At 68.5% G+C, this 15,896-nt stretch carries 17 protein-coding genes, 1 tRNA gene and 1 pseudogene; 5 read left to right on the top strand and 14 right to left on the bottom strand.

Translation table 11 applies throughout. From position 1 onward, the window contains the following. Window positions 1-18 precede the first annotated feature (18 nt). The 6 genes from ACYVKI_RS04345 to ACYVKI_RS04320 all read right to left on the bottom strand — a co-directional run bounded on the left by ACYVKI_RS04345 (window position 19) and on the right by ACYVKI_RS04320 (window position 5,523). Entirely contained in the window at window positions 19-1,224 is a 1,206-nt protein-coding gene (locus tag ACYVKI_RS04345; RefSeq protein ID WP_460689096.1) for an acyl-CoA dehydrogenase family protein, read from the bottom strand. Window positions 1,225-1,282: 58 nt separating this feature from the next. Beyond that, window positions 1,283-2,602 carry a M20/M25/M40 family metallo-hydrolase gene (locus ACYVKI_RS04340; RefSeq protein WP_460689095.1) on the bottom strand — a complete coding sequence of 440 codons (1,320 nt, stop codon included), beginning with the start codon at window positions 2,600-2,602 and terminating at the stop codon, window positions 1,283-1,285. Window positions 2,603-2,793: 191 nt separating this feature from the next. After that, window positions 2,794-2,880 (bottom strand) — tRNA-Leu (locus ACYVKI_RS04335). Window positions 2,881-3,010: 130 nt separating this feature from the next. Continuing rightward, window positions 3,011-4,108, bottom strand: a complete 1,098-nt coding sequence (locus tag ACYVKI_RS04330; RefSeq protein WP_460689399.1) for a lipoate--protein ligase family protein — start codon at window positions 4,106-4,108, stop codon at window positions 3,011-3,013. Between the two features lie 197 nt (window positions 4,109-4,305). Further along, window positions 4,306-4,563 (bottom strand): type B 50S ribosomal protein L31, encoded by a 258-nt coding sequence (locus ACYVKI_RS04325; RefSeq protein WP_460689094.1) that lies wholly within the window; start codon window positions 4,561-4,563, stop codon window positions 4,306-4,308. Between the two features lie 123 nt (window positions 4,564-4,686). Further along, on the bottom strand, window positions 4,687-5,523 hold the full coding sequence (locus ACYVKI_RS04320; protein WP_460689093.1) for an NAD-dependent epimerase/dehydratase family protein: 837 nt from the start codon (window positions 5,521-5,523) through the stop codon (window positions 4,687-4,689). A gap of 132 nt (window positions 5,524-5,655) precedes the next feature. On the opposite strand from ACYVKI_RS04320, the gene ACYVKI_RS04315 reads away from it, so the two are divergent. From ACYVKI_RS04315 to ACYVKI_RS04305, 3 genes are all read left to right on the top strand, one after another. Then, window positions 5,656-6,333, top strand: coding sequence for a Type 1 glutamine amidotransferase-like domain-containing protein (locus tag ACYVKI_RS04315; protein WP_460689398.1), 678 nt, complete (start codon window positions 5,656-5,658; stop codon window positions 6,331-6,333). 69 nt (window positions 6,334-6,402) lie between these two features. Further along, complete coding sequence (locus tag ACYVKI_RS04310) at window positions 6,403-6,606, top strand: hypothetical protein (protein WP_460689092.1); 204 nt, start codon at window positions 6,403-6,405, stop codon at window positions 6,604-6,606. Next, the gene (locus tag ACYVKI_RS04305) at window positions 6,587-6,784 is read left to right on the top strand and encodes a VOC family protein (RefSeq protein ID WP_460689091.1); all 198 of its coding nucleotides are present in this window, start codon (window positions 6,587-6,589) and stop codon (window positions 6,782-6,784) included. The genes ACYVKI_RS04310 and ACYVKI_RS04305 overlap by 20 nt, the downstream gene beginning before the upstream one ends. A gap of 141 nt (window positions 6,785-6,925) precedes the next feature. Here ACYVKI_RS04305 and ACYVKI_RS04300 read toward each other — a convergent pair. The 8 genes and pseudogenes from ACYVKI_RS04300 to ACYVKI_RS04265 form a co-directional block, all read right to left on the bottom strand. Continuing rightward, a pseudogene (locus ACYVKI_RS04300) lies at window positions 6,926-7,140 on the bottom strand (TrmH family RNA methyltransferase); the annotation flags it as partial. 615 nt (window positions 7,141-7,755) lie between these two features. After that, window positions 7,756-8,127 carry a hypothetical protein gene (locus ACYVKI_RS04295; RefSeq protein WP_460689090.1) on the bottom strand — a complete coding sequence of 124 codons (372 nt, stop codon included), beginning with the start codon at window positions 8,125-8,127 and terminating at the stop codon, window positions 7,756-7,758. 140 nt (window positions 8,128-8,267) lie between these two features. Next, the gene (locus tag ACYVKI_RS04290; protein WP_460689089.1) at window positions 8,268-9,050 is read right to left on the bottom strand and encodes a hypothetical protein; all 783 of its coding nucleotides are present in this window, start codon (window positions 9,048-9,050) and stop codon (window positions 8,268-8,270) included. Continuing rightward, window positions 9,050-9,499 (bottom strand): hypothetical protein, encoded by a 450-nt coding sequence (locus ACYVKI_RS04285; protein ID WP_460689088.1) that lies wholly within the window; start codon window positions 9,497-9,499, stop codon window positions 9,050-9,052. The genes ACYVKI_RS04290 and ACYVKI_RS04285 overlap by 1 nt, the downstream gene beginning before the upstream one ends. 83 nt (window positions 9,500-9,582) lie before the next feature. Beyond that, a complete protein-coding gene (locus ACYVKI_RS04280) occupies window positions 9,583-9,753 on the bottom strand; it encodes a transposase (RefSeq protein WP_460689087.1) in 171 nt (56 codons plus the stop codon). 70 nt (window positions 9,754-9,823) lie between these two features. After that, complete coding sequence (locus ACYVKI_RS04275) at window positions 9,824-10,693, bottom strand: TrmH family RNA methyltransferase (protein WP_460689086.1); 870 nt, start codon at window positions 10,691-10,693, stop codon at window positions 9,824-9,826. A 2-nt stretch (window positions 10,694-10,695) separates the two neighbouring features. Then, complete coding sequence (locus tag ACYVKI_RS04270; RefSeq protein ID WP_460689085.1) at window positions 10,696-11,538, bottom strand: sulfite exporter TauE/SafE family protein; 843 nt, start codon at window positions 11,536-11,538, stop codon at window positions 10,696-10,698. Between the two features lie 7 nt (window positions 11,539-11,545). Further along, the gene (locus tag ACYVKI_RS04265; RefSeq protein ID WP_460689084.1) at window positions 11,546-12,334 is read right to left on the bottom strand and encodes an ABC transporter ATP-binding protein; all 789 of its coding nucleotides are present in this window, start codon (window positions 12,332-12,334) and stop codon (window positions 11,546-11,548) included. Window positions 12,335-12,373: 39 nt separating this feature from the next. Between ACYVKI_RS04265 and serB the strand changes: the two genes are divergently transcribed. Together serB and tkt are read left to right on the top strand one after the other, a co-directional pair. Further along, a complete protein-coding gene (gene serB / locus ACYVKI_RS04260; RefSeq protein WP_460689083.1) occupies window positions 12,374-13,426 on the top strand; it encodes a phosphoserine phosphatase SerB in 1,053 nt (350 codons plus the stop codon). 325 nt (window positions 13,427-13,751) lie between these two features. Beyond that, window positions 13,752-15,878, top strand: a complete 2,127-nt coding sequence (tkt, locus tag ACYVKI_RS04255) for a transketolase (RefSeq protein ID WP_460689082.1) — start codon at window positions 13,752-13,754, stop codon at window positions 15,876-15,878. Window positions 15,879-15,896 lie beyond the last annotated feature (18 nt).

Genomic DNA, 15,896 nt, shown 5'->3' with positions numbered 1-15,896 from the left:
TCGCCCCGGCCGACGGGGTCATCCCTCCAGCGGCCCCCACAGGGAGGTCGCCAGCGTCCGGTGGGCCGATTCATCGTCGGAGGGATGGTGCACCCCGGCGAGCACGTCACGGTAGAGCCTGCTGAGCTCGGAGAGGCGCCGGTACTGCCCTCCCCCGCTGACCTGGAGCGCCGCGTCGACGACCTCCCGGGCGGTGCGCGTGGCGGTGGTCCGCAGCGTCACCAGCCGCGGAAACCACAGCTCGCCGTGATCGGCGCCGACCTCGATCTCCCCGATGAGTGCCCGCAGGTGGGCGTCGAGGGCGAGCTGACGCAGTCGCACCTCGGCGACGCGATAGCGGATGTCCGGGTCCGTGCTGAGCGGCTCTCCGGTGGTGCGCGCCGTGCGGGAGGCCGCATGACCGGTGGCGAGCTGCAGGGCTCGGTCCCCGATGCCGGTGTACACGGCGGCCAGCAGCCCCAGGAACGAGGAGAAGATCGCAAAGATCAGCGGATCTCGGTTCGGCCCCGCGGGCAGGCGCCGCACGACTCTCTCGGCGGGCACCCGGGCGCCCGTGAGCACTGTGGTGTGCGACCGTGTGGCCCGCATGCCCAGGGTGTCCCAGTCGTCGAGACTGTGCCAGCCGGCGGCATCGCGCTCCAGGAACCCGTAGATCAGCGGAGCTTCGCCGCCGTCGACGTCGCGGCCGAAGAGGCCCAGCCGGGTCCAGACGGGGGCCAGCGTGGTGAAGATCTTCGTCCCGGTGTAGGAGACTGACCCGTCCTCGGCCACGCGAGCCTCGGTGGAGGAGTCGAACAGGACGGCGTCGTTGCTCGGCTCGGAGATCCCGAAGGCGAAGATCTCATCCGCAGCGGCCTCCTGGAGAACCTGCCGGAACTCCTCATGGCCGTGCGCGACCATCTGCCGGGCCGCAGACACCCACACATGGTGCATGTTGACCGCCAGGGCGGTGGCCGGAGCATGGGCGGCCAGCAGTCGCTGCCCCGCGGCCAGGGCCGGCAGGTCCCAGCCCAGCCCGCCGAGCGCCTCGGGCACCAGGGCACGCAGGTAGCCGACGTCGATCAGCTCAGCCAGATCCTCGTGGCAGAACTCATTGCGCTCGTCGTAGCCGGCCGCCCGGGAGTGGATGGCTCCCAGCAGGTCGGGGGTCAGCACTGCGGCGACGCGCTCGCGCAGCGCCGGGTCCGGGTGCTCGGCGAGCAGATCGTCAGCATCGAAGGCCATCGGGGCGCTCCTCTCAGGTCTCAGGCGATGTCCCGCATACGGCGTCGGACTCCGGCCGTCACTGCGCGATCAGGAACCGGTGCAGGACCCGGACGCCGAAGGTCAGCGAGTCCACCGGGACCCGCTCATCCACGCCGTGGAACATCCCGGTGAAGTCCAGTTCGGCCGGCAGCCGCAGCGGGGCGAACCCGTAGCCGGCGATACCGAGCGTGGACAGATGCTTGTTGTCGGTGCCGCCGCCGAGCATGTAGGGCAGCACGACGCCGTCAGGGTCCTCCGCCCGCAGAGAGGCGACCATGTCTTCGACCAGGGCGCCGGAGAACGGCACCTCCAAGGAGGGTCCCCCGTTCTGCAGCTCGAAGCGGATCTTCTCTCCTGCCAGCTCCTGCAGCGTCGCGGCGACCTTCTCGTCCTGCTCGGGGAGGGTGCGGGCGTCGACGAGCGCCTCGGCGGTCCCCGGGACCACGTTGTGCTTGTACCCGGCTTCCAGCACCGTCGGGTTCGACGTGTTGCGCAGCGTCGCGGCGATGAACTTCGAGGTGCTGCCCGTGGCCTCCAGCAGAGCCGAAGGGTCCTGCTCGTCGAAGGGGATTCCGGTGAGCTCAGAGAGCTGCTCCATCAGGGCACGGGTGGTCTTGGTGTACTCGATGGGCCACTCGTGCTCGCCGATGCGTGCGACCGCGGCTCCGAGGGTGACCACGGGATTGTCCTGCTGGATCGCAGAGCCATGGCCGGCGGTGCCGGAGGCGATCATCTTCGTCCAGTGCAGGCCCTTCTCCCCGGTCTGGATCAGGTAGGCCCGGGTTCCGGCGATCTCGGTGGAGAACCCGCCGACCTCGCTGATCGCCTCGGTGGCGCCGTCGAACAGCTCCGGGTGGTTCTTCACCAGCCATCCGGCGCCGTAGGTGCCGTTGTCCTCCTCGTCGGCGAAGAAGGCGAAGATGATGTCGCGCACGGGCCGGTGGCCCTCACGGTGCATGCGCAGCATGGAGGCGAGGATCATCGCGTCCATGTCCTTCATGTCCACCGCACCGCGCCCCCAGATCATGCCGTCGACGATCTCTGCGGAGAAGGGGTCGATCTGCCAGTCCTCCGCCCGGGCGGGGACGACGTCGAGGTGCCCGTGGACTACCAGCGCCCCGGCCTCCGGGTCGGTGCCGGCCATGCGTGCCACCACAGAGGCCCGGCCCGGGGCGGATTCGAAGATCTGCGGCTCGAGGCCGGCCCGGCGCATGACCTCCGCGCAGTACTCGGCGGCCACTCGCTCTCCGTGGGAACGCCCGTTCCCCCAGTTGGTGGTGTCGATCCGGATCAGGTCCCGGCAGAAGTCGACGACGTCCTGCTCGGCACGGGCAGCGGGGTCGAGTGCGTCAGTCATGAGACCACCTTATCGCCCACCCCTGTCACCCGCCCGGAACGTGGAGCCCACCCCCAGCGATCGCTTCTGCCTCACCCGGACCTCGGCCCGCCGGCGGGTGAGGGTGGGCGGAGGAGAGCCTCGACGTCGGCGCACGACGAGAAGACCCCGGCCTGATCAGGAGATCTCCTGGTCAGACCGGGGTCTGTCAGTGCGCGGAGGGGGACTTGAACCCCCACCCTCATTAATAGAGGACTAGCACCTCAAGCTAGCGCGTCTACCTATTCCGCCACCCGCGCAGGTGGTGAACGCCCGTGGGCAACGACATGAGACTCTAGCACCCTGGAGCGAAGATCACCAATCGAGCGCGAGGCCTCACATCCGTACCTCGCCGGACGGCTGACGCGTCACCGTCCGGCCCCACCGGGCTCAGGGCACTCGCCCCGTCCACTCCGGGGTGCCGAACTTCTCCTCCACCAGCTGGTGGGCGCGGTCCAGCTCGGTCTGCCGGATCTGCGCGGTGCGGGCGCCGCTGCGTCGGGCGAAGACCTGCATGAAGGTCTCGAGGATCTCTTCGCGGCTGCGTCCGGTCTGGCTTCTCAGCGGATCCACCCGTTTGGTGGCCGAGGCGATCCCCTTGTCGGAGATCTTCTCGCGTCCGATCCGCAGGATGTCCATCATCGCCGAGGCGTCGATGTCGTAGCTCATGGTGACGTGGTGCAGCATCGCCCCGTCGGCGAGCCGCTTCTGCGCCGCCCCGCCGATCTTTCGCCCGTGGGACTCCCCCTCGGCCGCAGAGACGATGTCGTTGAGCGGCTTGTAGGCCGCGTCGACGCCGACCTCACGCAGGGCCTCCATCACCCAGGCGTCGAGGAAGGGGTAGGAGTCGGCGAAGCTCATCCCGTCTACCAGGGACTGGGGGAAGCACAGGGAGTAGGTCACACAGTTGCCCGACTCCATGAACATCGCTCCCCCGCCGGAGATGCGCCGAACCACGGTGGTGTCGGTCGCGCGGGCGGCCTCGGCGTCGACCTCGTTGGCCAGCGACTGGAAGGAGCCGATGACTACGGCCCGCTCACTCCAGTCCCAGAGCCGCATCAGCGGCGGGCGGGACCCGCGGCCGACCTCCTCCGTGAGCACCTGGTCCAGGGCGACGTTCAGCGCGATGGGCAGCTTCACCGGCGGGAGGACCTCCCACTCGTGGTCCGACCAGGTGGTGGCGTGCCCCAGAGCCCGACGCACGGCGATGCCGACGGCGTCGGCGTCGAAGCCGACCATCTGAGAGCCCTCGGGCATCCCGGACTCCACGGCCCGGACGATCGTCTCCCGGCCGGAGTCGACGTCGAGCCCCACCAGGGCTCGGTTGAGGTCCTCGAGCGCCTCATCGGGCTCCAGGAAGAAGTCGCCGTTGACGGAGGCGGCTGCGATGCGTCCGGCCTCCTCGTCGACGTCCAGGTCCACCACGACCAGCTTTCCGCCGACAACCTTGTACTCGCCGTGGCGTGTGGCGGAGGCGGCGGGGTCCACCGCCGCGGCCGCTGAGACGTGGGGCGCGGGGCCCTGATCTGCGCTGCTGTGCTGTTCGCTCGTCACGGCGTCCATCCTACTGAGGGTGCGGGCCGCCTGCGGAACGCCCCCAGAGACGCGACGAGGGCCGCGGCAGATGCCGCGGCCCTCGTCGTGCTGCCTGCCGACGCCGGAGCGTCAGCGGCGGTGGCGAAGTCTCACTTCTTGCCGCCGAAGCCCTTGAAGCGCTTGTTGAACTTGTCCACACGGCCGGCGGAGTCCATGATCCGCTGCTTGCCGGTGTAGAACGGGTGGGAGGCCGCGGAGATCTCGACGTCGATCACCGGGTAGGTGTTGCCGTCCTCCCACTCCATGGTCTTGTCGGAGGTGGCGGTCGAGCGGGTCAGGACCTTCTCGCCGGAGGAGAGGTCGTTGAAGATGACCGGCCCGTAGGTGGGGTGGATGTCAGACTTCATGGTTCGGATGTCCTTCGTGTCTGCCGCTGGATTTTGCCAGAAGCTCGTGGATCAGGGGGCCCTCTGCGGACCAGCACACCATGCTATCCCAGAGCGGGGCACTCGCCCAACTTCCCACACGCGTCATGAGCGCCAGGAGTGCTGCGGCTCGAAGCCGAGCAGTCGGCGCGCCTTGTCGATGGAGAGCATGGTGTCGTGCTCGCCGAGGTCCCGGGTGACGGGCACGTCTGGGAACACCTCGGCCACCAGGTCCGCGTTCCTGCGCGAGGTCACCGTGTCGGCCGCGGCGATGATGAAGCGGTCGAAGCCCGGAGGCGCGGTCTGCAGCGCCTTCACCACCGCCTGGGCGCCGTCGCGCGCATCGATGTAGCCCCACAGGTTCCACTTCCGGTCCCTCGGGTCCGCGTCGTAGGGGAAGGCGGCGTAATCCTCCGGCCACATGACGTTGGAGAAGCGCAGCGCGGTGATGGACAGCTCGGGATTCCACCGCACGAGCTCGATCGCCATCTGCTCCTCGAGGTGCTTGACCAGCGAGTAGACGGACTCCGGGCGCGCCGGATACTCCTCATCGACGGGGATGTAGGGCGGGGGCGCGTCGAAGGGCAGGCCGAGCACAGTCTCGCTGGAGGCGTGGACGATCCTCCGGACGCCGAGCTTCGTCGCGGCCCAGAACACATTGAATGTGGAGAGCATGTTGTTGTGGAAGGTGGCGACGTCGGGCGCCAGTCCGGGTGCGGGGATCGCGCCCAGGTGGACCAGTGCGTCGACGCCGTCGTGCGTGTCGTTCACGGAGGCGAGCGCGTCGGCGACCTCGCCGTGGTCCGTCAGATCGATCTGTACGAAGTCACGGTCTCTCTCCCCCACGCGATCCAGGCCGATCACGTGATGGCCGGCGGCGCGAAGCTCCCGCGCAACCACGGAACCGAGCTTTCCTGAGGACCCTGTCAGTGCGATGCGCATGCGCATCAGTGTGTCACAGGACACGCCGCAGAACGTGCGCCCGTCAGTCGGGCTCCCAGACCTCGCCCCGGGGAGCTCCGGGGTGCCAGGATCACAGAGCACCGCATGCGGCGATCGACGACGGAGGACCTCATGGAGCTGCTGCTGACCTCGGGAGGCATCACGAACCCGACGATCCGCACCGCCCTCACGGAGCTGCTGGGTCGGCCCACCGAGGCGTGCCGGGCGCTGTACATCCCCACCGCCATGCATGGCCACGCCGCATGCACGCCTCAGCTGACCTGGCAGGGCATCGCGGGACGAGGACCGGCGGGCCGTGGACTCGTCGATGCCGGGTGGGACTCCGTCGGCGTCCTGGAACTGACCGCCCTGCCCAGCATCGAGCGGCGCCGGTGGGTCCGATGGGTCGAGGAGGCTGATGTGCTGCTGGCCTCCGGCGGCGATGCGATGTACCTATGCCATTGGATGCGGCAGTCCGGACTCGCGGACCTCCTCCCGCAGCTCCCGGAGACCGTCTGGGTGGGGATGAGTGCCGGCAGCATGGTGATGACGCCCAGGATCGGCGAGCGCTTCGTGACCTGGCCCGAGCCGGACGGCGAGGACCGGACGCTGGGGATCGTGGACTTCTCGATCTTCCCGCATCTGGACTATCCGGGCTGGGATCACCAGACGACGGAGCAGGCCGAGGAATGGGCGAAGGAGATCGCAGGGACCGCCTACGCGATCGACGACGAGAGCGCCATCCGGGTGGCGGGCGACGCCGTCGACGTCGTCTCGGAGGGGCGCTGGACAGCGCTGCAGGGCGCGTGAGGCCGAGGCTCCCGCACGGCGGCCCGCGGGACGCCGCCGTCGCGCCCGCCACGTGAGATCATCAGCCGCATGGTCCAGTCGCCCTCACCCGTCCGCCGCGAGATCGGCCAGGTCTTCATTCCGGTGCGCTCTGTGCGCAGCTCAGGTGCCTGGTACGCGCGCCTGTTCGGCATCGACCTCCCAGACCCGTCGCAGGAGGACACGATCCTCGACATTCCGATGGAGTCCGGACCTGGTGTGGCGCTCGATGCGAATGCGCCGTTCCCCCCCTGACGGGCCGCCCCGGTTCTTCTGGTGGGCGGAGGACCTCGACGCCGTGGTGGCGCACCTCGACGCGCTCGAGGTGCCGCTCGCCTCCGACGTCGTCGACATCGGCAGCGTCTGCTTCCTGCAGTTCCGCGACCCGGACGGGAACCTGCTCATGGTCTGCTCCAGGAGCGGGCCGGCCTGACCCTCGGAGAGGGCCTGGTCGAAGGGCCCGTCCCGTGCCTACCGCGTCGCGTAGAACGCCACGGCTGAGGCGGCGGCCACGTTCAGCGCCCAGGACGAGTCCCAGACGCGGATGGTCCGCGGCCACCAGAGAGTCCAGTTAGACCGAACCCTCGCCCAGGGAGAGGCCCGCCACCACGAACCCTGCCCCTGCAGCGCCCGAAGACCCTCCGGCCAAGGATCGATCCTCGTCCACGGGACCTGGAACACCGCCCCCATGGAGACCCGTATCGCCCGTCCGTAGAGCGGATCCGCACACCGCGGCGAGAGCAGCAGCGCATCCATGCCCAGCGCGGCCGCCGACCGGAACTCCTTGCCGCTGCGGCGAAGGGTTGCCGATCGAACGGACCAGTTGCGTGTTCGTCTGCTCGAGCTGGTGAAGACCCCACGTCTGTTCACGTCGCTCTACATCAGTTGAGGGCATCACGGGGTGTCAGTGGACGAGGACGCCGCGTCTGGCTCGTCGCTCCAGATCGACGCGACTCTCGTAGCAGAAGCGTGTGATCCCTCTCTCGACGAGGTCTTGAACTTCAGCATCACCGAAGGGGAACAGCGAGCCTCCATGTGGCTCGAGGGCAAGGTCGACTGAGCCGCGCGAGACACTTCCGTCGACACCGAGACAGATGGCCCCGCTGGGAACGGCACGCGGACCGTCGTCTTGGCTCAGAGCTCTCGAGCGGAGCCGCCCCCGAATCTCTGCGGGAAGCTCCAGGACGGGATGGTGAGCCGGGCTTCTCCGGCAGCCCACCCCTCTGTGGGCGGCTCCCAGCGGCAAATAGCCCCAGCCAGTCTCGTCCGCTGAGGTGTATCTTCCCGCGGTGTGCTGCCGAGCCGGACCGGGGTCGTCATTGAAGGAAGCACAGTGGCAGGCCGTGGGCTTCCTCGACGTGGCCAGGGTGGCCCGTACCTTCCCTGGTGAGGATCCAGGTGCAGTCAAGGTTCAGTCCTGTGTCGATTGAACAGGTGAAGCAGGAGCGCCAGCACTACCAGGATCACCAAGCCGATCCCCGAGCTGGGGGCCCCGTAGGCGAAGACGACGAACCCGACAAGTTCGCCGCTAGTGATCGCGAAAGCGTAGATCACCGTCGCAAGGGTGTTGACCAGCAGGAACGCGATAACAGCCCACCCGGTCACCACCGACATGTCCCATGGTGGTTCCGAGGACGTGCGAACGGCTTTCTCAGTGGTCGACAGCACAATGGCACCGACGACGACCACGACCAGCACACCGCAGCCGAGCGCGGCCTGAGCTCCAGAGATACCTGCATCGCCGGAGTACCACACATGGACGATGAACTGAGCCACGACGGCAGTGACAACACCGACGAGGAGACCGACCGCGCGAGACGCTCTCAGCCTCTCAGATTCTGGAGGCTCCACATCACCTCGTCCACGCGCGACGTCATCCGATCTCTCGAATCCCACAGGCTGGTCACCACCCTGGCCTAGTCGGAAGAGTCATCATCGAACGGATCATCAATATCCTCCAGCTGCCGAGGATTATCGACATCGAACTCTTCTTCACGTTCCCGGCGGTTCTTATCAATCACCCGCTCGTACGCCTCCCGCATACTCGGATCATCCGAAGACCTTGTCCGATAGAACGAACGGAATCCATCCCCCTCAGTATTACTGGCGATCAGGAATCCTCGCCCCTCAGCGAACCCAGCGCCATAGAAGATCTTCTCGTACTGAGAGACCCCCTGAGTGTTCCCGGAGTTCTCGCTCAGCCCCAGGCGCTCAGCGATCTCCTCAGCCACCTCGTAGGTCTCCTCCAGATCCCCGAACGGCACATCGAACCCGACCCGCTGCCGGAACACATCATCCCCTCGAGGACGCGGCGTCACCTCAGTCTCATGCAGCTCCACACTCCAGGGTTCACCATCGATGGTCGCCACATCCTCACCGAAGTACTCGCGCATCACCTCCACCACGATCTCCAACTCGGCCATCTGCTCTTCGTGGGTCAATCCACCCTCGATATCGATCAACCCCGAAGTGATGTCTTCATCGGTTCCTGGACTTCCTTCGTTGTCCTGGCCACTCATGGTTTCCTCAGAACCCCCATGTCCGTCATTGCCCTCAGCGCCCGGCTCTTCGCCACCCTCGCCACAGCTCGTCAGCAGCAGGACGGTGACCAGCGCCCCGGCAGGCAACCACCGACCACGGCCCGCCGGCGTCGCGTGCCCAGTACCGCGGGTTGGCTGCCGCTTTCTCATGTCACGCATCAGGCACCTCCCTGGTCTGGCGTCCCATGCTCAGCGTAGTGTTCCGCGAGCAGATCAACCGCCTCAGCCCGGGTATCCGCCTGATAGCACATACCCCCCACGTCGACGAAGTAGACGAACTCAGGAATCACACCGAAGAAGCGCTCCGACCGAACCCACTGCTTCGTGACGTGCTCATCGAAGTGTCGCTCCGCCAACGACTGGTGATACTGGTCAGATGCCTCAGTCTGCACGTCGTTCTGTCGTGCACGGTTGAACGTCCGCTCAGACTCATAGTCGTTGAGGCGATTCATCGCTGCGTCCCGGCTCTGTTCGACATAGGTCTCGCCCCCGATGCTGACGCGGTACTCGATCACCTTGGTGTTCACCCCGTCTGGCCGACTGATCTCCACAGTCTCAACATGCTGGTCAAAGAGGTCCTCGTAGTACTCCACGGTGGTCTCAGTCATCGCATCCACCTCATCGCCACGCCCGGCGTTGATCAGCGCCAGTGGTAGTAGGGCTGGCGAGTGATCGTGAGCACCCGGCGAGTTCACGTGACGAGGATGCCGTCCTCGATATCGGCCTTCTTCATCGACGAGCACAGCGTGGTGAAGTGGATCCCGAAGTCCTTAGCGATCTGATCCAGCCCGACACCGGGCTCACGTTTCCGTGCGGCCCGGACAACGTCGTCACGGAACCCATTGGGGCACTGCTCGGACACGGTGAACATCCTTCCAGCCCGGTCTCTCAACTAGGCAGATCGGTTGTCACCTATCCGTGCATCAGACCCATCACTTCGTCGCGTAGAACGCTACCGCCGACGATGCCGCCACGTTCAGCGAGTCCACCCCGGGCATCATCGGGATCGTCACGCGCATGTCCAGTCGATGATCTGTCTCGGGCCTGAGACCGTCGCCTTCGTTGCCGAATACCAGGGCTAGCTTCGAGAAGTCCTGGGCCACCAGGTCATCCAACGCCACCGAGCCCTCCCCCAGCGACATGCCGGCCACCAGATACCCCGCGTTCTGTAGCTGCTCGATGCCCTGGGGCCAAGGATCGATCCTCGTCCACGGCACGTGGAAGACCCCACCCATGGAGACGCGGATCGCCCGTCGGTAGAGCGGATCCGCACACCGAGGCGAGAGCAGCAGCGCATCCATGCCCAGCGCGGCCGCCGACCGGAACACCGCCCCCACGTTGGTGTGGTCCGTGAGGTCTTCGAGGACCCCGATGCGGATCCTCCCCTCACCCGCACGGGACCCGATTCCGGCCAGGACCTCGTCCAACGCCTGTTCCGGGGGACGATGCATGGCGGCGAGTGCGCCACGGTGCAGATGGAAGCCGGTGATGTCCTGCAGCACCTGCTGCTCCCCCACGTAGACCGGCGCCTGGGGCCACCGCGCGACGACGTCGGCGAGGCCGTCGAGGTGCCGCTGCTCCATGAAGAAGGAACGTGGGCGGTGCCCGGCGGCGACGGCGCGGCGCACCACCTGGCTGGACTCGGCCATGTACATGCCGTGGACGAAGTCCTGACGGCGGCGCAGCGCGGCGTCGGTCAGGGACCGGTAGTCGGTCACCCGCGGATCCTCGGCGGAGTCCAGCGTGATGATCGGATTGGGGACCGCTCGGCCCTCTGCGGCCCCGGGACGTCCTGTCTCCATGCTCAGGCGCCCACCAGGTTCCGGAGCATCACGAACAGGGCGACCAGTCCCAGGGTGACGATGACCAGGCGCAGCACCAGCGGGCTGAGCCGGCGCCCCACCCAGGCTCCGGCGAAGCCGCCGATCGTGGAGCCGAGCGCGATGATCGCCACCACCGCCCATTCGATGCGGTCGATGGCCAGGAACAGGTAGCTGACGGCGGCGGTGACGTTGACCGTCAGCACCAGGGCGTTCTTCACCGCATTCGCCTGCTGCATGGTGGCCGCGAGGAACACCCCGAGGATGCCGACCAGCAGGACTCCCTGGGCGGCGACGAAGTAGCCCCCGTAGACCCCGGCGAAGAACACCAGCCCGATCAGCAGGGGGCCCACGTCCGGACGCTCCGCCGGGGGCTCCTCACCGTTCTGCACGGCGACCTCCGTGCGCCGCTCCTGTTCTGCGGCCTTACGGGCACGCACCCACCGCTGCAGGCGCGGCTGGAAGACGACGAAGGCCAGCGCGACGACGATCAGCCCCGGGGCGACGGTCTCGAAGACCTCCTCGGGGAGCGTCAGCAGCAGCAGCGCGCCGACGACGCCGCCGGCCAGTGAGACCGGGACGAGCCGCAGCAGGGTCCGGCCGACCTGCGCGATCTCTCGGCGATACCCCCAGGTGCCGGCGATGTTGCCGGCGATCAGCCCCATGGCGTTGGAGATGGTGGCGGTCACCGGCGGGAAGCCCATCGCGACCAGCACCGGGAACGTCACCAGGGTGCCGGAGCCGACCACGGCGTTGATCGCACCCGCCCAGACGGCGGCCAGCGCAATGATGAGGGCCTGGTCCAGCCCCAGACCGAGGATCTCCATGCCCACCTCAGCGGGCGGCGGCGAACGCGGAGTAGCGTCCGTCCCGCGCGTGGAGCTCCAGCGGCATGTCGAAGGTGGTGGTGAGGTTCTCCGAGGTCAGCACCTCGGCGATGGGGCCCTGCGCGACGGTGCGGCCGTCGCGCAGCAGCAGCACATGGGTGAACCCGGGCGGGATCTCCTCGAGGTGATGGGTGACCAGCACAGTGGTCGGGGCCTCCTCGGAGGAGACCAGCTCGGTGGTCCGCTGCACGAGCGACTCGCGCCCGGCGAGGTCGAGCCCGGCGCCCGGCTCGTCGAGGAGCAGCAGCTCGGGGTCGGTCATCAGCGCACGGGCGATCTGCACCCTCTTGCGCTCCCCCTCACTCAGGGTGGAGAAGGGACGGTCGAAGACGGTACTCACGCCCCAGTCGTCGAGCAGACCGAAGGCGCGCCGCTCGTCCAGCCGCTCGTACTCCTCGCGCCACCGGCCGGTGACACCGTAGGCGGCGGTGACGACCATGTTCAGGGCCCTCTCCGAGGACGGCATGGTCGAGGCCAGCGCGTTCGAGCACAGCCCGATGCGCGGGCGCAGTTCGAAGACGTCCACAGCGCCCAGGGTCTCGTCCAGGATCTGCACCGAGCCTTCGGTGGGGTGCAGCCGGGCCGCGGCGATCTGCAGCAGCGTGGTCTTGCCCGCTCCGTTGGGCCCCAGCACCACCCACCGCTCGTCCTCGGCGACGGACCATGTGACGTCGTCGAGCAGGTTCTTCCGGCCGCGGCGCACACTGACGCCCTGGATGTCGAGGACTGGACTCATGCGCCCCACACTATCGAAGCCGGATACGCTGGACGCACTATGACTGCATCCTCCGGCCGCGTGTCTCCTCACCCCTCCTCAGCCCCTTCTGGGGAGGCTCCGGCCTCCCCGGATCTCCCGCCCGGCACGGTCGCGATGATCGCCGCGCGGCGTCTCGACGTCCCCCTGCTGCGCTCGCTGACCGCCGAGCTCGAACGCCGCGGGACAGTGCACAGTGTGGAGTCGCGTCGCGTGCGGGTGCGTGACGCGGCCGGCGACGGCGAGGTGGAGGTCGCCCGATGGTCCGTGACGCTGGATGACTCCGACGACTCCTACGGCACCCAGCTGCTGGTCTCCCTGCTGCAGGACGTGGCGGACCGGATCGCGGAGCTCCTGGAGGCCGAGGGCGCCGGCGAGGAGGCGCTCCACGGAGCGGCCCCGGTGACCACGACGGTCCTCCCTGCCGTCATGCGCCCCCAGGGACCGCGCCTGCTGCTGATGGACGTCGACTCCACGCTGATCGACCAGGAGGTCATCGAGCTGCTGGCACGGCATGCGGGCCGAGAGCAGGAGGTCGCCGAAGTGACGGAGCGGGCGATGCGCGGCGAGCTGGACTTCGCCGCCTCATTGCATGAGCGGGTCGCCGTTCTGAAGGACCTGCCACTCTCGGTGATCGACTCCACAGTGGAGTCGGTCTCCCCGACCTGCGGAGCCTCCGCCCTGGTCGCCGCGTTCCGAAGCCGGGGCTGGTCCGCCTGCGCGGTCTCCGGCGGCTTCGTCCAGGTCCTGGATCCGCTGGCCTCCCGGCTCGGCCTGACCCGGACGGACGCCAATGTGCTCGAGGTCGAGGCCGGGCGGCTCACCGGACGGGTGGACGGCCCGGTCGTGGACCGGGCCGCCAAGGAGGACCGGCTGCGCCGCTGGGCCGCCGAGGAGGAGATCCCGGTCGAGTCCGTAGTGGCCGTCGGCGACGGCGCCAACGACCTCGATATGGTGACGACGGCCGGGGTCGGCGTCGCCTTCTGCGCCAAGCCCGCCCTGGCAGAGGAGGCTGACCTGGTCATCCGCCATCGTTCGCTGGAGCTGGTCAGTCTCGCCCTGGGTCTGGACTGAGACGTGCTGTGATGCTCGTATGGGCCGCTCATCTGAGCGAAACGTGGTGCGGGAGACGCATCCGCCGGGAAATGGGAAACCGCATTCCATTGTTGAACCCATCAGCGTGCTCGCCGATGAACAGGCGGAACTCCCCGTCGTCCCTGGCCAGCACGCCGACGCCATCGTCCGCAGGCCGCTCCTCACGCTGCGGTGCCGCTCGCGTGAGCATTCGGCAATCCCCACATGATGCGAGACACATATGCTCGACCCCGGTAGTCTGGACACGCGCGGCACGACGATGTGCGGCCTCGTTGTCAACCGTCAATCCCTTGGAGGAACCTCAGTGACCGAAACAGCCGTGAACGACTCCGCCGTCTTCAGCGATCTCGACGAGCGGGCCGTCGACACCCTGCGCGTGCTGGCCGCCGACGCCGTCGAGAAGGTCGGCTCCGGCCACCCCGGTACGGCCATGTCGCTGGCTCCCGCCGCCTACCTGCTCTTCCAGAAGGTCATGAAGCATGACCCGAAGGACCCCGGCTGGATCGGCCGCGACCGGTTCATCCTCTCCCCCGGTCACACGTCGCTGACCCTCTACCTCCAGCTGTTCTTCACCGGCTACGGCCTCGAGCTGGACGACATCAAGGCCCTGCGCACCTGGGACTCGCTGACTCCGGGCCACCCCGAGTTCGGCCACACCGACGGCGTCGAGATCACCACCGGCCCGCTGGGCCAGGGGCTCGCCTCCGCCGTCGGCTTCGCCTACGGCCAGCGCCGCATGCGCGGTCTGCTGGACCCCGACGCCGCCGCCGGCGAGAGCCCCTTCGACCACCACGTGTGGGTCATCGCCTCCGACGGCGACCTGCAGGAGGGCATCACCTCCGAGGCCTCCTCGCTCGCGGGCCACCAGCAGCTCGGCAACCTCGTCGTCATCTACGACGACAACAAGATCTCCATCGAGGACGACACTGACATCGCCTTCACCGAGGACGTCTCGGCCCGCTACGAGGCCTACGGCTGGCACGTCCAGCACGTCGACTGGCTGAAGACCGGCGACTACGTCGAGGACGTGGCAGAGCTCGAGCGCGCCATCGCCGAGGCCCAGGCCACCACCGACAGGCCCTCGCTGATCAACCTGCGCACCATCATCGGCTGGCCCGCTCCGACCAAGCAGAACACCGGCGGCATCCACGGCGCCAAGCTCGGCGGCGACGAGCTGGCCGCCCTGAAGCAGGTCCTCGGGCTCGACCCGGAGGCGCACTTCGCCGTCGACGATGAGATCCTCGCCCACGCCCGCCAGGTGGTGGACCGCGGTGCCGCCGCCCACGCCGAGTGGGACCAGGCCTACCAGGCCTGGCGCCAGGCCAACCCCGAGGCCGCCGAGCTGCTGGACCGGCTCACCGCCGGTGAGCTGCCCGAGGGCTGGGAGGAGAACCTCCCGCAGTTCCCCGCCGGCGAGGCCGTGGCCACCCGCGCCGCCTCCGGCAAGGTCCTCAACGCCGTCGGCGACGTCCTGCCCGAGCTCTGGGGCGGCTCCGCCGACCTCGCCGGGTCCAACAACACCCTGATCGCCGCCTCCCCGTCCTTCGTCCCGGAGCAGCGCTCCACCTCGAAGTTCTCCGGCAACCCCTACGGGCGGAACCTGCACTTCGGCGTCCGTGAGCACGCCGCCGCGGCCATCACCAACGGCATTCAGCTCTCCACGCCGCTGCGCACCTACAACGGCACCTTCCTGATCTTCTCCGATTACCAGCGCCCGGCGGTCCGCCTGGCGGCGCTGATGGGGATCGGCTCCATCTTCGTGTGGACCCATGACTCCATCGGCCTCGGCGAGGACGGGCCCACCCACCAGCCGGTGGAGCAGCTCGCCTCCCTGCGCGCCATCCCGGGCCTCGACGTCGTGCGCCCCGGCGACCCCAACGAGGTCGTCGTCGCCTGGCGCGAGGTGCTGCGCCGCGGAGACCGTCCGGCCGGTCTGGCGCTCACCCGCCAGGGCATCCCGACCTACGAGCGCGGCGAGGGTGCGGCCACGGCCGATTCCTTCGGCTCCGTCGAGGGCGCGGCCCAGGGCGCCTATGTGCTCGCCGAGGCCGTCAAGGATGGCCAGGTGGTCACCCCCGAGGTGATCCTGATCGGCACGGGGTCCGAGGTGCAGCTGGCCGTCGAGGCTCGCGAGCAGCTGGCCTACAAGGGCGTCGCCGCCCGCGTGGTGTCGGCGCCCTGCCTCGAGTGGTTCGCCGAGCAGGACGCCGACTACCGGGAGCAGGTCCTGCCCTCCTCGGTGAAGGCCCGGGTGGCTGTCGAAGCCGCCCACCCGATGAGCTGGCACCAGTACGTGGGCGACGCCGGTCGCATCGTCGGCCTGGACCACTTCGGCGCCTCCGCCGACTACCAGACCCTCTACCGCGAGTTCGGCCTCACCTCCGAGGCCGTCGCCGCGGCCGCCGAGGAGTCCGTCGCCGCCGCGCGCTGAGCGCAGCACCGCTGATCC

This window comes from Nesterenkonia suensis, from assembly GCF_054782935.1.
This window is presented reverse-complemented; position numbering and strand designations above follow the sequence as displayed.

Excerpts from the sequence above, each read along its gene's own strand:
- ACYVKI_RS04345 (WP_460689096.1), bottom strand. The coding sequence starts at position 1,224 with ATGGCCTTCGATGCTGACGATCTGCTCGCCGAGCACCCGGACCCGGCG.
- ACYVKI_RS04340 (WP_460689095.1), bottom strand. The coding sequence starts at position 2,602 with ATGACTGACGCACTCGACCCCGCTGCCCGTGCCGAGCAGGACGTCGTC.
- ACYVKI_RS04325 (WP_460689094.1), bottom strand. The coding sequence starts at position 4,563 with ATGAAGTCTGACATCCACCCCACCTACGGGCCGGTCATCTTCAACGAC.
- ACYVKI_RS04320 (WP_460689093.1), bottom strand. The coding sequence starts at position 5,523 with ATGCGCATCGCACTGACAGGGTCCTCAGGAAAGCTCGGTTCCGTGGTT.
- ACYVKI_RS04315 (WP_460689398.1), top strand. The coding sequence starts at position 5,656 with ATGGAGCTGCTGCTGACCTCGGGAGGCATCACGAACCCGACGATCCGC.
- ACYVKI_RS04310 (WP_460689092.1), top strand. The coding sequence starts at position 6,403 with ATGGTCCAGTCGCCCTCACCCGTCCGCCGCGAGATCGGCCAGGTCTTC.
- ACYVKI_RS04305 (WP_460689091.1), top strand. The coding sequence starts at position 6,587 with ATGCGCCGTTCCCCCCCTGACGGGCCGCCCCGGTTCTTCTGGTGGGCG.
- ACYVKI_RS04290 (WP_460689089.1), bottom strand. The coding sequence starts at position 9,050 with ATGCGTGACATGAGAAAGCGGCAGCCAACCCGCGGTACTGGGCACGCG.
- ACYVKI_RS04285 (WP_460689088.1), bottom strand. The coding sequence starts at position 9,499 with ATGACTGAGACCACCGTGGAGTACTACGAGGACCTCTTTGACCAGCAT.
- ACYVKI_RS04275 (WP_460689086.1), bottom strand. The coding sequence starts at position 10,693 with ATGGAGACAGGACGTCCCGGGGCCGCAGAGGGCCGAGCGGTCCCCAAT.
- ACYVKI_RS04270 (WP_460689085.1), bottom strand. The coding sequence starts at position 11,538 with ATGGAGATCCTCGGTCTGGGGCTGGACCAGGCCCTCATCATTGCGCTG.
- ACYVKI_RS04265 (WP_460689084.1), bottom strand. The coding sequence starts at position 12,334 with ATGAGTCCAGTCCTCGACATCCAGGGCGTCAGTGTGCGCCGCGGCCGG.
- serB (WP_460689083.1), top strand. The coding sequence starts at position 12,374 with ATGACTGCATCCTCCGGCCGCGTGTCTCCTCACCCCTCCTCAGCCCCT.